This is a genomic window from Rhizobium sp. G21 (assembly GCF_014158035.1).
Lineage (GTDB): Bacteria > Pseudomonadota > Alphaproteobacteria > Rhizobiales > Rhizobiaceae > Rhizobium_E.
Genome location: NZ_JACFXW010000001.1, coordinates 496,339 through 510,749, shown reverse-complemented (window position 1 = coordinate 510,749; position 14,411 = coordinate 496,339). Strand labels below are relative to the sequence as shown.

At 63.1% G+C, this 14,411-nt stretch carries 11 protein-coding genes, 3 tRNA genes and 4 pseudogenes; 7 read left to right on the top strand and 11 right to left on the bottom strand.

Annotation, left to right across the window (positions count from 1 at the left end; translation table 11 throughout):
• Positions 1–42: 42 nt before the first annotated feature.
• Genes cysG through H2O14_RS02605 form a run of 4 tightly spaced genes read left to right on the top strand, consistent with a single transcriptional unit; the run spans position 43 to position 3,963 of the window.
• Positions 43–1,479, top strand: coding sequence for a siroheme synthase CysG (cysG, locus tag H2O14_RS02620; RefSeq protein WP_182826407.1), 1,437 nt, complete (start codon positions 43–45; stop codon positions 1,477–1,479).
• A 1-nt stretch (position 1,480) separates the two neighbouring features.
• A complete protein-coding gene (locus H2O14_RS02615) occupies positions 1,481–1,759 on the top strand; it encodes a DUF2849 domain-containing protein (RefSeq protein ID WP_137156154.1) in 279 nt (92 codons plus the stop codon).
• Positions 1,760–1,787: 28 nt separating this feature from the next.
• A complete protein-coding gene (locus tag H2O14_RS02610; protein WP_182826406.1) occupies positions 1,788–3,458 on the top strand; it encodes a nitrite/sulfite reductase in 1,671 nt (556 codons plus the stop codon).
• A gap of 10 nt (positions 3,459–3,468) precedes the next feature.
• The gene (locus tag H2O14_RS02605) at positions 3,469–3,963 is read left to right on the top strand and encodes a DUF934 domain-containing protein (protein ID WP_182826405.1); all 495 of its coding nucleotides are present in this window, start codon (positions 3,469–3,471) and stop codon (positions 3,961–3,963) included.
• Positions 3,964–4,138: 175 nt separating this feature from the next.
• Here H2O14_RS02605 and H2O14_RS02600 read toward each other — a convergent pair.
• A pseudogene (locus H2O14_RS02600) lies at positions 4,139–4,599 on the bottom strand (Lrp/AsnC family transcriptional regulator).
• 155 nt (positions 4,600–4,754) lie between these two features.
• Here H2O14_RS02600 and ald point away from each other — a divergent pair.
• The gene (gene ald, locus H2O14_RS02595; RefSeq protein WP_182826404.1) at positions 4,755–5,870 is read left to right on the top strand and encodes an alanine dehydrogenase; all 1,116 of its coding nucleotides are present in this window, start codon (positions 4,755–4,757) and stop codon (positions 5,868–5,870) included.
• Positions 5,871–5,953: 83 nt separating this feature from the next.
• Here the strand turns inward: ald and H2O14_RS02590 are convergent.
• From H2O14_RS02590 to H2O14_RS02545, 10 genes and pseudogenes are all read right to left on the bottom strand, one after another.
• Positions 5,954–6,462, bottom strand: a pseudogene (locus H2O14_RS02590) (GNAT family N-acetyltransferase).
• A gap of 58 nt (positions 6,463–6,520) precedes the next feature.
• Entirely contained in the window at positions 6,521–7,375 is an 855-nt protein-coding gene (sseA, locus tag H2O14_RS02585; protein ID WP_182826403.1) for a 3-mercaptopyruvate sulfurtransferase, read from the bottom strand.
• Between the two features lie 26 nt (positions 7,376–7,401).
• Positions 7,402–8,133, bottom strand: coding sequence for an alanyl-tRNA editing protein (locus H2O14_RS02580; protein WP_182826402.1), 732 nt, complete (start codon positions 8,131–8,133; stop codon positions 7,402–7,404).
• 7 nt (positions 8,134–8,140) lie between these two features.
• Positions 8,141–9,180 (bottom strand): annotated as a pseudogene (locus tag H2O14_RS02575) (cysteine synthase A).
• Positions 9,181–9,297: 117 nt separating this feature from the next.
• Positions 9,298–10,551 (bottom strand): SAM-dependent methyltransferase, encoded by a 1,254-nt coding sequence (locus H2O14_RS02570; protein WP_182826401.1) that lies wholly within the window; start codon positions 10,549–10,551, stop codon positions 9,298–9,300.
• Between the two features lie 86 nt (positions 10,552–10,637).
• A pseudogene (locus H2O14_RS02565) lies at positions 10,638–12,108 on the bottom strand (cryptochrome/photolyase family protein).
• A 122-nt stretch (positions 12,109–12,230) separates the two neighbouring features.
• A complete protein-coding gene (locus tag H2O14_RS02560; protein WP_182826400.1) occupies positions 12,231–12,704 on the bottom strand; it encodes a BA14K family protein in 474 nt (157 codons plus the stop codon).
• A gap of 284 nt (positions 12,705–12,988) precedes the next feature.
• Positions 12,989–13,288 carry a hypothetical protein gene (locus H2O14_RS02555; RefSeq protein ID WP_182826399.1) on the bottom strand — a complete coding sequence of 100 codons (300 nt, stop codon included), beginning with the start codon at positions 13,286–13,288 and terminating at the stop codon, positions 12,989–12,991.
• Positions 13,285–13,467: a hypothetical protein gene (locus tag H2O14_RS02550; protein ID WP_182826398.1), complete on the bottom strand. Its 183-nt coding sequence runs from the start codon at positions 13,465–13,467 to the stop codon at positions 13,285–13,287. The genes H2O14_RS02555 and H2O14_RS02550 overlap by 4 nt, the downstream gene beginning before the upstream one ends.
• Before the next feature lie 292 nt (positions 13,468–13,759).
• Positions 13,760–13,833 (bottom strand) — tRNA-Cys (locus H2O14_RS02545).
• A 294-nt stretch (positions 13,834–14,127) separates the two neighbouring features.
• Between H2O14_RS02545 and H2O14_RS02540 the strand changes: the two genes are divergently transcribed.
• A tRNA-Asn gene (locus tag H2O14_RS02540) sits at positions 14,128–14,202 on the top strand.
• A gap of 44 nt (positions 14,203–14,246) precedes the next feature.
• A tRNA-Asn gene (locus H2O14_RS02535) sits at positions 14,247–14,321 on the top strand.
• Positions 14,322–14,411 lie beyond the last annotated feature (90 nt).

The following is a 14,411-nucleotide window of genomic DNA, read 5'->3' as shown; positions in this document are numbered from 1 at the left end:
GGTTTGCGAAGGATAGTGCAGGCTCTTGAGAAGGGTGGGCAGATGAAGGATCGCGACGATCAGCTCGGGGTGTTTCCGGCGTTCTTCCGCGTAGAGGATCGCGACGTGGCCGTTGTCGGCAATGGCGACGAGACGCTGGCGAAAGTGCGCCTGCTGCTGAATACGCGCGCGAAGATCACGCTGATTGCGGATGCGCCCGAGGCCGAGCTTATGGAGCTCGTCCGCGCCAACGGCGTCCGGCATGTCGCCCAGGCTTTCGAGCCGTCGCTGATCGAAGGCGCGACGCTGGTGTTCGGGGCGACAGGCGATGCGGCCGAGGATCGGGCCATCGTGGCGGCGGCGCGGGCGCTGAAGATCCCGGCGAACGCCGTGGACCAGCCGGATCAATGCGATTTCTATACGCCGGCGCTCGTCAACCGCGCGCCTGTGGCGGTGGCGATCGGCACGGAGGGCGCAGGCCCCGTGCTCGGCCAGATGATCCGCGCCCAGGTCGATCAGATGCTGTCGCCATCACTCGGGCGGTTGGCGCGGCTCGCCATGGTCTATCGCGGTGTCGTCGAGCATGTGCTGCCCAAGGGTTCGCCGCGGCGGATGTTCTGGAAGCGGTTCTTCTCCGGCGATGTCGCCGACGCCATGCAGAATGGCGAAGTCTCACAGGCGAAGCGCGAAGCCAAGCGTCTGCTGAAAAGCATCGACGGCATCGGCGGCCATGTCTGGCTGGTGGGCGCGGGCCCTGGCGCCGAAGATCTGCTGACGCTGCGGGCCCAGCGGGTGATGATGGAAGCCGATGTTCTGGTCTATGACGCGCTGGTGCCGCAGGCCGTCGTCGATATGGGCCGGCGCGACGCCGAGCGCATTTCCGTGGGCAAGCGCAAGGGCTGTCATTCGAAATCCCAGAAAGAGATCAACGACCTGCTGGTCGAATTGGGTCGTGCGGGCAAGCGCGTGGTGCGGCTGAAATCCGGCGATCCGCTGGTCTATGGCCGTGCGGGCGAGGAAATGGCGGCTTTGAGAGAAGCGGGCGTGTCCTACGAGATCGTGCCGGGCATCACCTCGGCCTTCGCCGCCGCCGCCGATTTCGAACTGCCGCTGACGCTGCGCGGCGTCGCCTCCTCGCTGATTTTCACCACTGGCCATGATCTCGCCGGCGACGTGCTGCCCGATTGGGCGCGGCTCGCGGTTTCGGGCGCGACGATCGCCGTCTATATGGGCCGCAGCGTGGCGGCTTCCGTCGCCGAACGGCTGATGGTCGCCGGCATTCCCGCAGAGACGACCGTTGCGGTGATCGAAAACGCCAGCCGCCGCGACCGGCGCCTGATGCATGGCGTGCTGGCCGACCTGCCGTCGCTCGACAGCCGCGACGATCTGACGGGACCGGTGATGGTGATCATCGGCGACGCCGTGGCCGGCGCCAATCTTGACAATTCGACGCCGCTCCTTTCCAGAGAGCGGCATCTGGCCGAACGTGTGGGAGCATGAGATGAGTTTGCAGATTTTGACCGCCAACCGCCTGACCGACGGCGTCGTCGTCTGGTATGATGTCGACGGTCAGTGGAGCCTGACGATAGAGCGCGCCGAGATCGCCCGCGACAAGGAGACCGCCGCCCGGCTCGAGGCCATCGGCAAGCAGGCTTTCGCGGCCAATTTGGTGGTGGACGTCAACCTGATCGACATCGAAGAAGTCGATGGGGCCATTCGTCCGCTGCGCCTGCGCGAACGCATCCGGGCCGAAGGCCCGACCATCGACTACGCCGCCTGAACGGCCTTCCGAGCTTAGGGATATCAGCATGTATCGTTACGATGAATTCGATCACGCCTTCGTGGCCGATCGCGTCGCGCAGTTCCGCGATCAGGTGGAGCGCCGCCTTTCCGGCCAGCTCGCCGAGGACGCATTCAAGCCGCTGCGCCTGATGAATGGCGTCTATCTGCAGCTGCACGCCTATATGCTGCGCGTGGCCATTCCCTATGGCACGCTGAATTCCAAGCAGATGCGGATGCTCGCCCATATCGCGCGCAAATATGACCGCGGCTACGGCCATTTCACCACGCGGCAGAACATCCAGTATAACTGGCCGAAGCTGGAGGATTGTCCCGACATTCTCGCGGATCTCGCAAGCGTCGAAATGCACGCCATCCAGACCTCGGGCAACTGCATCCGCAATGTGACCGCCGACCATTTCGCCGGCGCCGCCGCCGACGAGGCCGTCGATCCCCGTCCTTATGCGGAAATCCTGCGCCAGTGGTCGTCGGTGCATCCGGAATTCTCCTTCCTGCCGCGCAAGTTCAAGATCGCCGTGACCGGAGCCGAGCGCGACCGCGCCGCCATTCAAGTGCACGACATCGGCCTGCATATGCGGAAGAACGACAGAGGCGAGATTGGTTTCGACGTCTATGTCGGCGGCGGCCAGGGCCGCACACCGATGGTGGCCAAGAAGATCCGCGACTTCCTGCCGGAAGAGGATCTGTTGTCCTACACTACCGCGATCCTGCGCGTGTACAATCTCTATGGTCGCCGCGACAACAAGTACAAGGCGCGCATCAAGATCCTCGTGCATGAGACCGGCGTCGAGAAGCTCTCGGCGGAGATCGAGGCTGAGTTTAACGAGCTGAAGAACTCCGAGCTGAAGCTGCCCGAGGCCGATGTCGCGGCGATCAACACCTATTTCAAGCTGCCGGACCTCCCGGCCCGCGCCGAAGGTTGGGCCAATCTCGCCGCCTGGAAGAAGGCGGACGCCGATTTCGCTCGCTGGGTGGACCAGAACGTTCAGCCGCACAAGAACCCCGATTACGGCATGGTGACGATCTCGCTGAAGCCGATCGGCGGCATTCCGGGCGACGCCACCGACGCGCAGATGGACCTGGTCGCCGATCTCGCCGAAGAATACGCCTTCGACGAGATCCGCATCAGCCATGAGCAGAACATCATCTTCCCGCATGTGGCGCTGGCCGATCTCGAGCCGCTTTATCGCGCGCTTTCAGGCGCGGGTCTCGCCACCGCCAACAGCAATCTGATCACCGACATCATCGCCTGTCCGGGACTGGATTATTGCGCGCTCGCCAATGCCCGCTCTATCCCCGTTGCCCAGGAAATCTCGACGCGTTTCGGCTCGCCCGAGCGCCAGGCGGAGATCGGCGAACTCAAGATCAAGATTTCCGGCTGCATCAATGCCTGCGGCCACCACCATGTCGGCCATATCGGCCTGCTGGGCGTGGAAAAGAAGGGCGCCGAACTCTACCAGATCACGCTGGGCGGCTCCGCCGACGAGAACACCTCGATCGGCGAAATCATCGGCCGCGGTTTCGAGCCGGAGAAGGTGACGGACGCGATCGAAGTGGTGGTCAACACCTATCTCGGCCTGCGCCTGTCGAAGGAGGAGACCTTCATCGACGCCTATCGCCGCGTCGGCCCGCAGCCCTTCAAGACCGCGCTTTACGGCGCCAGCGCCGAAGCCGCCTGAGGAGAGTCCGATGACCAAGATCTGGAACGAAAACGGCTTTGTCAGCGACGATCCCTGGGTGATCGAGACCGAGGAAACCAAGGCCGGCTCGAATGAAAAACCGATCCTGCCGCTGGCGGATTTTCTCGAAAAGGCCGAAGCGGGCGAAACCGGTCTCGGCGTGCTGATCGCGCCGGCGGACGATGTGAAGGCGCTCGCGCCGCATTTCGACAGGATCGCGCTGATCGCCGTGTCTTTCCCGGCCTATAGCGACGGCCGCGGCTTCAGCCATGCGTCGCTGCTGCGCCGGCTCGGCTATGAAGGCGAGATCCGCGCGGTCGGCGACGTGCTGATCGATCCACTGCCGCTGATGCTGCGCTGTGGGGTCACGAGCTTTGCGGTGACCAATGCGACGGCGATTCAGCGGCTGTCGGAAGGGCGGTTGCCGGGGATTCGCAATCATTATCAGCCGACGGCAAGGCCCGCGGATAAAGAGGGCGGGTATAGCTGGCGGCGGGTGAACTGAGTCGCTCAGCGGCGCTGGATGATGACCCCGCCCCAAACCCCTTCCCACAAGGGGAGGGGCTTAATTTGCCGCTCCGCCGGCGCCCCAATGGAGGCATTTGGGCGCCGAGAGTCCTCTCCCCCCCTTGTGGGGAGATGTCCGGCAGGACAGAGGGGTAAGCCCATCCTCCATCACCTCATATCCCCACATTCGGCCGATCGATAATCTCCCGGAGCGCAAAGCTCGAATTGATCTTCACCACATGCGGCAGCGCCGAGAGCCAGTCACGGTGGACGCGTTCGTAGTCCTCCAGATCCTTGCAGGCGACGCGCAGGATGTAGTCGTATTCTCCCGACATCAGATAACAGACCAGCACATTCGGGCAGAGTTTGACCGCCGCCTCGAATTCGCTGAGCGTTTTGGCGAACTGGCCGGACAGCGAGATGTGGACGATCACCATCATCTTGTAGTCCAGCGCCTTATGCGACACCTGGGCGTAATAGCCGCTGATCACCCCCGACTTTTCCAGGATGTCCAGACGCCGCGAACAGGCGGAGGGGAGAGGCCGACGCGCTCGGCGAGTTCGGCGTTGGAGATTCGTCCATTGCGCTCTAGCACCCGCAAAATCGAATGATCGGTGCCGTCGAGTTTCTCCATCGGAGATTCCTTCGAAAAATGATCTGTTGAACAGAATATTCTTCGACAGAATTGATCGGCGGGCCGCCATTTTGCAAGGACATTTCCCGGATGATCCTGTCAAATCTCGCGCATTCGAAAACCGCTCCACGCTTCAAGCAATAAGGGAACTACACATGCGCGTCGGCTGCCCCAAGGAAATCAAGAATCACGAATATCGCGTCGGCCTCACGCCGGCTTCGGTCCGCGAATATGTCGCGCATGGCCATAGCGTGCTGGTGGAAACCAATGCCGGCGCGGGCATCGGCGCAAGCGACGCGGATTATCAGGCCGCCGGCGCCAAGATCGCCGCCACGGCTGCCGACGTCTTCGCCAATTCCGACATGATCGTGAAGGTGAAGGAGCCGCAGCCGTCGGAGTGGGCGCAGCTCCGTGAAGGCCAGATCCTCTATACCTATCTGCACCTGGCTCCGGATCCGGAACAGACCAAGGGCCTCATCGCCTCCGGCGTCACCGCTGTCGCCTATGAAACCGTCACCGACGAGCGCGGCGGCCTGCCGCTGCTCGCGCCGATGTCGGAAGTGGCCGGTCGCCTGTCGATCCAGGCCGGCGCCTTCTCGCTGCAGAAGGCCAATGGCGGCCGCGGCGTGCTGCTCGGCGGCGTGCCGGGCGTGCTGCCGGGCAAGGTCGTGGTGATCGGCGGCGGCGTCGTCGGCCTGCATGCCGCCCGCATGGCGGTCGGCCTCGGCGCCGATGTGACCATTCTCGACCGCTCGCTGCCGCGTCTGCGCCAGCTCGACGATATCTTCAACGGCCATGTCCACACCCGCTTCTCCTCGATCGACGCGCTGGAAAGCGAAGTCTTCCAGGCGGATCTGGTGATCGGCGCGGTGCTGATCCCGGGTGCTGCAGCTCCGAAGCTCGTCACCCGCAAGATGCTCGGCGGCATGAAGAAGGGCGCCGTCATCGTCGACGTCGCCATCGACCAGGGCGGCTGCTTCGAGACGTCGCACGCCACCACCCATTCCGACCCGACCTATGAAGTCGACGGCATCATCCATTACTGCGTCGCCAATATGCCCGGCGCCGTGCCGGTGACGTCGGCGCATGCGCTGAACAACGCCACGATCGGCCATGGCCTGGCGCTCGCCGACAAGGGCGTCGCCGCCATCCTCGCCGACAAGCATCTGCGCAACGGCCTCAACGTCCACAAGGGCAAGATCACCAACGCCGCCGTCGCCGAAGCGCTCGGCTACGAGCTGCATGCTCCCGAATCCGCACTCGCGGCGTAAGTCGCGTCAAAAAAGCGGGGAAACAGAACGCCGGCCCGAGATTTCGGGCCGGCGTTTTGCGTTCAGCGATATGTTTTGAGAGATCACCGCTTGGCCAGTTCGGACCATTCCTCGTCGCTGAGCGGCCGCACAAGCGCGTCCGAGGTCGAGACCGGGTTGAAGCCGAACATCTGGTAGAGCTGCAAGGCGCGGGGATGGTCGAGATTGTTGGTGGTGACGGTGAGCTTCTGCGGCTCCAGCCCCCAGGCGGTGTGCAGCGCCTGAAGCAGGAACCATTTGCCGACGCCGAGGCCGAGCGCGTGTTCGATCAGGCCGAAATGACAGAGCTCGATCACGTCGTCCGACTCGTGAAACAGCTCATAGAAGCCGGCGGGGGCGCCGTTGACATAGAGGACGGTGATGTGGGTGCGCTTGTCGTGCAGGATCGCCGCGAGCTTGTCGTCCGGCATCCGGAGCCGATCGACCCAGTTCCAGCGCCGGCCGACCTGGCTGTAGAGGAAACGGTAGAAAGGCAGGGGATGTTGGGCGTGCGCATCAGCGCCGTATGCAGGTTGACCGGCAGCGGCAGGCTCTGGCGCGGCGGCGTGGTCATTTCGAGCTGGGTGATATGGGCTTTGAGCGCTCGGCTTTTTCGGGCGGGTGGCCATGGATCAATCCTTGCCGGTGACGACGGGCGTGTCGGACAGGGAGCCCCATTCCGACCAGGAGCCGTCATAGAGCGTGTGGTCGGCGTGTCCCACGGAGGCAAGCGCCAGCGAAATGACAGCCGCCGTCACGCCCGAACCGCAGCTGGTGGTGACGGGACGCGTGAGATCGATGCCGGCCTTGTCGAACTCGGCGCGTAGCGCCTCCATGCTCTTGAAGCGCCCGCCTTCGGCGAAGACGCCGGCCGGCAGGTTTTTGGCGCCCGGCATATGGCCGCCGCGCAGGCCGGCGCGGGGTTCGGGATCGATCGCCGCGAATCGGCCTGGGCTGCGGGCGTCGGCGATCTGGCGGAGGCCGGCGTCGACGATGCCGCGCATCGAGTCCAGCGAGGTGATCATCCGGCCTTGATAATTGACGGTGAAGACGGCCGGCGCGGGTTCCGGCAGGTCGGTTTCGAGCGGACGGCCCTCGGCCTTCCAGCCGTCCAGACCGCCGTCGAGCACATAGACCTTGTCCGCGCCCATCAGCCGGAACAGCCACCAGACGCGCGGGGCGGAGAAGAAGCCCGGGCCGTCATAGACGACGATTTCGTCCGTCGCCGAAATTCCCATCTTGCCGACGGCGTCGGCGAACTGCGCAGGCGAGGGGACGGTGTGGGGAAGACCGGTGGAGTGATCGGCGATGGCGTCCTGATCGAAGAACACCGCGCCGGGAATGTGGCCCGAGGCGTATTCTTCCGCGCCGATGCGGTTCTGCGCCGGGAGATACCAGGAGGCGTCGACGATCCGGAAGGCCGGCGCGCCCAAATTCTTCTCCACCCAATCCGATGTCACCACAAAGGGACTCTTGTCGACGCTCATCGTGATTCTCCCTCGGGAATGCGGGCTCAGGCTTCAGGCGCGCCGAACTTGATGCGGAAGCGCCTGTTTTCCTTGCCCTTCTTTTCGATCTTGGCGATGTGGATCTCGCCGACTTCCTGGGTTTCGGACACATGCGTGCCGCCGCAGGGCTGGCTGTCGATTGCAGCGTTTTCACCGATGCAGACCAGGCTGACGCGACCGAGCCCCATGGGCGGCCGGACATTCTTGGATTTCACGATGCCGGGATTGGCCGCCAGCTCTTCGTCGGTGATCCATTGCAGATAGACGGGGTGATTGGCGGCGACGATGTCCATCATCCTCGCCGTCACCTCGTCCTTGTCGATCGTCTCGCTCATGTCGAAATCGACGCGGCTTTCGTCCTCGCCGACGGCGGCGCCGGTGATCGGGAACTGACAGACAACGGAGAGGATGTGGCAGGCGGTGTGCATGCGCATGAGCTTGTAGCGCCGCGCCCAGTCGATATGGAGAACGAGCTTTTCTCCGATCTCCGGGCGAGGTTGGCCGTCCAGCGGCTTGTGCAGGATGATCGATTTGTCGGCCCCGTTGACGGTGACGCCGAGCTCGATGCGGCTGCCGTCGGCGCGTTCGAGAAAGCCGGTGTCGCCGGGCTGGCCGCCCGACGTCGCGTAGAAGCAGGTCTGGTCGAGTTCGATCGAGCCGTCGTCATGCACCGCAGTGACCACTCCCTCCGCCGTCGAAAGATAGAAATCGTCGCGGAAGAGAGGGGTCACGGGCATGGTTCAGTCACTCGACAGGTTCAAAGGGCGGCCGGACGCCAGAGGTCTTCGTGAGCCAGGTCGGAAGGGGCAGGCCCTTTTCAGACAGGAAGGCGGGGTTGAAGAGCTTGGACTGGTACCGGTTGCCGTAATCGCAGAGAATGGTCACGATTGTATGGCCCGGCCCCAGATCTTTTGCAAGGCGGATGGCGCCGGCGATGTTGATGCCCGAGGAGCCGCCGAGGCAGAGGCCTTCGTTTTCCACCAGATCGAAGACGATCGGCAGCGCCTCCGAATCGGGGATCTGATACTGAAAGTCGGGGGCGAAGCCTTCGAGATTGGCGGTGATGCGGCCCTGGCCGATTCCTTCGGTGATCGAACCGCCCGTGGATTTGAATTCGCCATGGGCGTAGAAATTGTAGAGCGCCGCGCCTTCGGGATCGGCGAGGCCGATCCTGATGTCCGGATTGACGCTCTTCAGGCCCGCCGCCACGCCGGCCAGCGTGCCGCCCGAACCGACGGCGCAGATGAAGCCGTCGACCTTGCCGTCGGTCTGCGCCCAGATTTCAGGCGCGGTCGTCTCGATATGGGCCTGGCGGTTGGCGACATTATCGAACTGGTTGGCCCAGATCGCGCCGTTGGGCTCCGTCTCGGCCAGTTCCGCGGCCAGACGGCCCGAGAGCTTCACGTAATTGTTGGGGTTCTTGTAGGGAACGGCCGGCACTTCGACGAGTTCGGCGCCGAGCAGCTTCAGCGCGTCCTTCTTCTCCTGGCTTTGCGTTTCGGGAATGACGATGACGGTGCGATAGCCCAGCGCCTTGGCGACCATGGTCAGCCCGATGCCGGTATTGCCGGCTGTGCCTTCGACGATGACGCCCCGGGCTGCAACAGGCCTTTACGCTCGGCGTCGCGGATGATGTAGAGCGCGGCGCGATCCTTGACCGACTGGCCTGGATTGAGAAACTCGGCCTTGCCGAGAATGGTGCAGCCGGTTTCCTCGCTGGCGCGCTTGAGCGTGATGAGCGGCGTATTGCCGATGAGATCGAGAACGGTGTGCTGCGCAGCCATGATCCTGTCCGCCTGTTTTTCCTTGAGTTCAGGAGGCGGTGTTTTTCACGCCCGACCCCTGTTGCGCAAGGAATTAAGTTGCGGAGGACAGGCCCGGCGGCGAAAAGGATTTCAACCTCAGGCGTAGACCACCTGCCGCACGTCGATATTGCGCGAGCGGAAGCCGGCCTCGCAATAAAAGAAGTAGAATTCCCAGAGCCGCTTGAACCTGTTGTCGAAGCCGAGCGGCTGCAGCCGCTCCCAGGTGTCCCAGAATTTCACCCGCCATTCGGCCAAGGTGCGCGCGTAATCATGGCCGAAGCCGAAGCTGCTGACCAGCGACAGGCCGGCTTTTGCGCCATGCTCGGCGAGGTGACGCGGGGTCGGCAGCATGCCGCCGGGGAAAATATATTTCTGGATGAAATCGGGATTGGCCTTGTAATCGGCATAGGCCTTTTCATCGATGGTGATGACCTGCAGGCCGGCGCGGCCGCCGGGCTTCAGACATTCGCGCAGCTTGCCGAAATAGACCGGCCAATAGCGCTCGCCGACCGCCTCGAACATTTCGATCGAGACGATCTTGTCATAGACCCCTGTCTCGTCGCGATAATCCTGGAATTTGAGATCGACCTTGTCCGACAGGCCTTGGCGCTGCATGCGCTCGGAAGCGAATTTGAGCTGTTCGCGGGAGATGGTGAGGCCCGTCACCTGGCAGCCGATCTCGCTTGCGGCGAATTCGGCGAAACCGCCCCAGCCGCAGCCGATCTCCAGCACGCGGTCGCCGGGCTGAATGCCGGTAGCATCCGCCAAAGCGCGATATTTGGCGCGCTGGGCGGAGGGGAGGTCGTTGGCGCCGGTGGAGTAAAGCGCCGAGGAATAGGTCATGGTAGGGTCGAGCCAGGCCTTGTAGAACTCGTTGCCGAGATCGTAATGGGCCGAAATGTTGCGCTTCGATCCCGTCTTGGTGTTGGCGTTCATCCAGTGCCGGAAGCGCTCGACAATGCGCAGCAGCCCGCGCGCGCCATTGGCGAACCTGCCGCCGACATGCTGATTGACGAGGAAAAGCTCGAGGAACTGGCCGATATCGGCGCTGTCCCAATCGCCGTCGATATAGGATTCCGCCGCCGCGATGGCGCCGCCGGTGATCGAGCGCGAGAAGAGGTTCCAGTTCCTCAGCGTGATGACGGCGTTCGGTCCGGGCTTTTGCCCGGAAATATGGACGAGCCGTCCCTCCGGCGTGCGGATCGTCAGCGAGCCGATGTCGATGTTGACCAGCCCCTTGAAGATCATCTGCACGGTCAGCGGCAGCCCCTTGTTGAACCGTGCGAGATTGGATGCGTCGAGGGGCTCGGCGATCGCGGTTTCGTCGGCGGTAAAGCTCTGTTGTCCCATACTATGTCGATCCCCTCTTGATCCCTGTCCCGCAAGCCCCAGTTCCGCAAAATTTTAGGCGATTGTCGAGCATAAACATCGTTTCGTCACGTCTCGTCCCCCGGGTTTGACCCGGTGATCTCGGAATAGGCGGCGAGCGCCGCCTTGCGCGCCCTGTCATGATCGACCATCGGCTTGGGATAGGTGTCGCCGAGCCGTACGCCGGCCTGCGACAACACCTCGCGGGGCGCCTCCCACGGCTTGTGGATATAACGATCCGGCAGGCGCGCCAGTTCCGGGCAGTATCGCCTGACATACGTTCCGTCCGGATCGAAAGTTTCGCCCTGCCTGATCGGGTTGAAAATGCGGAAATAGGGTGCGGCGTCGGCGCCGCAACCCGCGACCCATTGCCAGCTGGCGGCATTGCTGGCGAGATCGACATCCACGAGCGTGTCGCGGAACCAGGCTTCGCCTTCGGTCCAATGCAGCAAAAGGTCCTTGATCAGGAAGGAGGCGACGATCATACGGACGCGATTGTGCATCCAGCCGGTGCGCCACAATTCGCGCATGCCGGCGTCGACGATGGGATAGCCGGTCAGCCCGCGGGTCCAAAGCGACAGACCCTCGCGATCGTCGGCCCAGGGAAAGGCGTCGAATTTCTTGTTGAGATTCTCTCTCGGCAGGTCCGGAACGTGAAAGAGCAGGTGCCAGGAGAATTCCCGCCATGCCAGCTCCTTGCGGAAATGGATGACGTCCTCAACGGGGATCGTATCGCCCAGCCCTTCCGTCGCGCGCCAGACCCGATGAGGCGAGATTTCGCCGAAGGCCAGATGCGGTGACAGACGCGACGTGGTCTTGTGGCCGGGAATGTCGCGATTTTTTTGTAGCCCTTCACGGCGTCGTCGAGAAACGTTTCCAGCGCCGCGACGGCGCCGTCTTCGCCCGGGTTCCAGGCCTCGCGAAATCCGCCGGCCCAATCCGGCTTGGTCGGCAGGAGCCCCCAGCTCGTCAGGTCCTCGCCGTCGGGCGCCGCTGCGCAGGCGCGGATTTTTTCGGCGCATCGATGGCGTCGGGCGGCGTGTAACGCGCCTCGAAGGCGCGCCAGAACGGTGAATAGACGGAGTAGCGCTTGCCCTGTCCGGTTGTCAGCGTCATCGGATCGTGCAGAAGAAAACCTTCGAAGCTCCTCGCATCGACGCCGCGGGCCTTGAGATCCTGCTTGATTGCGGCATCGGCGTCTCTCGACGCTTTGTCGTAGCGGCGGTTCCAGAATACCGCGCGTGCGCCGGTCTTTTCGATGAGGGTGTCGAGGACATCCTGCGGGCGACCCGTCATGAGCACGAGCCGATTGCCGCGAGCGCGCAGCGCCGCATCGAGCTTTTCGAGCGACTCGTTCAGCCACCAGGCCTGCGCCGCGCCATGCGCGCCCGCAAAGGCGTCCCGAGGTTCGCGAATATAGACGCAGACGACGTCTCCGCCAGCGTCGAGGGCGGCGGCGAGGGCCAGATTGTCGTTGATCCTCAAGTCGCGACGAAACCAGACGATGGAGGCGCCGGTTTCTGTTTTCTTCTGTGTCACTCTATCGCATCCCTGTTGTCTCCAAGACAATCTACGCGCCGTTTTCGCTTCGGGATCAACAGGAAAGGCATCGGGGCACGACAGGATGGGGCGGCGGGTCGCCGCCCCCTTCTCGAGATCTATCAGCCGCCGTAAGGCGAGATGCACTGGCGACGCGGACCGTTATAGGGCTGGAACGTATTGTCGTAGGACCGGTAGGAACGGTACTGCGCGCGGCACCAGCTCCGGTGCGGATTGGTGGTGCGAACCCGGACGCGCGGGGCCGCGATGGCGCCGCCGATGATCGCGCCGGCCGAGAAGGCGGCCAGGGGATACCAGAAGCCGTCCGAGTGGCGGCGATAGCCGTGGCGGTAGGAGCGATAGCCACGGTGACCGCGCCAGCTGTGATGGTTGCGCCAGCCGCGATCGGCGCGCCAGCCGCGATGACGTTCGCGAATGATCCTGCGACCTTGATCTCGGACCTGCACCAGGTCCGTGCCGGCTTCGGCCTGCGGCCGGGGCATCGGCAGGGGCTGGGCGGTCACTGGCGAAATGCCGGTGAAGGCCATGACCGCGCCCAATCCGATTGCGGCGAGTGACGTGGAAAATCGAGCCATGTTGAGCACCTCTTCTTTTGCTGATGCTCATAAAGGCTCGAAATGCGGAAATTGTTCCGTCCCCGCACGGTCGATGCGGCCCTCGTCGCCATGCCGATTGGCATGGTGAGGCTGCGCCCGGGCGAAACGATGCTCGGGGACCGACGCTCGGACGCCCGCGATTTTCATTGAACTATCACGTTTCCCGATCTCTTCCGTTCCGACGCAAACCCCTTGCCGCCTTCATCCTGTCACCCAATCCGGCAGGGCGCAAAACGTTCCCGGAGATGGCGGCCGCCGGCCGTCTATGTCGTGAGCCTCGTGTGAAGCCGCTCGAGGTCGTTGAGGGCTTTCCGCCTCGCCTGCGCGAGCAGCGCCGGAGCCTTCGCGTCGATGGACTGAGCCGCGGCATGGCTCGCAAGCAGGCAAAGCGCCTTGTCGAGTGCCGCGATGTCGTCGATGAGTTCCGGCGTCTGTTCGCTCTGCTGCCCCAGTTCGCCGAGCAGCGCCTGGGCCGTGGCGAGAAATTTTCGCGCGGAGACCGAATTGACGCGGCGGATGCCGAATTCGATCTGGTCGAGTTGCAGTGTGAAGCGACTTTTCAACGGCGTCCTCCTCGACCCGCATCTTCGACGATCGCAGCACCTTTACAAGCGATCGTTAAAATATAGAGAAGCGCGGCGAATTTTCTGTTTCGCTCTGGAGCGTCTTTTCTTTTCTTCCTTCGCGCGCCATGTTGACGGGCGGAGGCGACATGCGGGAAAAACTGATCGCCGTCAGACATCGGACGCTCGGGGCCTTGCGGGACGCGGGGCTGCATCTACACGCCTATTGCAACAATCCCGGCTGTCACTGGAGCTCGAGGCTCGATCTTTCCGCCATGATCGAGCGGCTGGGCGAAGACCAGAGCGCGCTTCCGCCCGACCTCGCGCCGCGCCTCGTCTGCAGCCGCTGCGGCGGCAAGAATGTCGCGGTGGTGCTGTCGGCAGCGGAGGAATTGCCTGATGACGCTGCGGAGTATCTCCGGCGCCAGTCCAAAAGCGCGATTGACGCCCTGAGAATTCTGGAAGAGATTTTGGAGGCCTCGCCCGGAATTGAACCGGGGTACAAGGATTTGCAGTCCTCTGCGTCACCACTCCGCCACGAGGCCTCTCGTGATGCGACGCCTGATTTTTGAGGTCGGACGCGCATGTATCAGGGATGTTTGTTTCACCATCCCGGCGGTTGGCGGGGCTTCTAACAGGAAGGTTTGCGCTCCGCAAGACGGATTTGAATAAGTTCGGCGAGATTTTGCAGGGATAATAAGGACGGGGCGCACGCCGCCAAGTTCTCCAGCGGGTTGCGGCCGGAGACCAGCGAAAAAGTGGGAAATTCGAAAAAATCGCTTGGCAAAATGGAAAAGCGTTTGTATTACGCCGCCCAACGACGCGGAAGACGCAGTTATTCCCTGGTAGCTCAGCGGTAGAGCATTCGACTGTTAATCGACAGGTCGCCGGTTCGAATCCGGCCCGGGGAGCCACTCTGCAGAAGCAGTGTGAAAGCTGTAAGAAAAAGTCGCGTTGATCCTTGGTAGCTCAGCGGTAGAGCATTCGACTGTTAATCGACAGGTCGCCGGTTCGAATCCGGCCCGAGGAGCCATATTTGGCGGTATCCGCCGCATGAGAGCCGATCGCCCCGCGCGATCGGCTTTTTCGTTCGATCTTTCCGTTCTTTTTTGCGTTGCGGCGC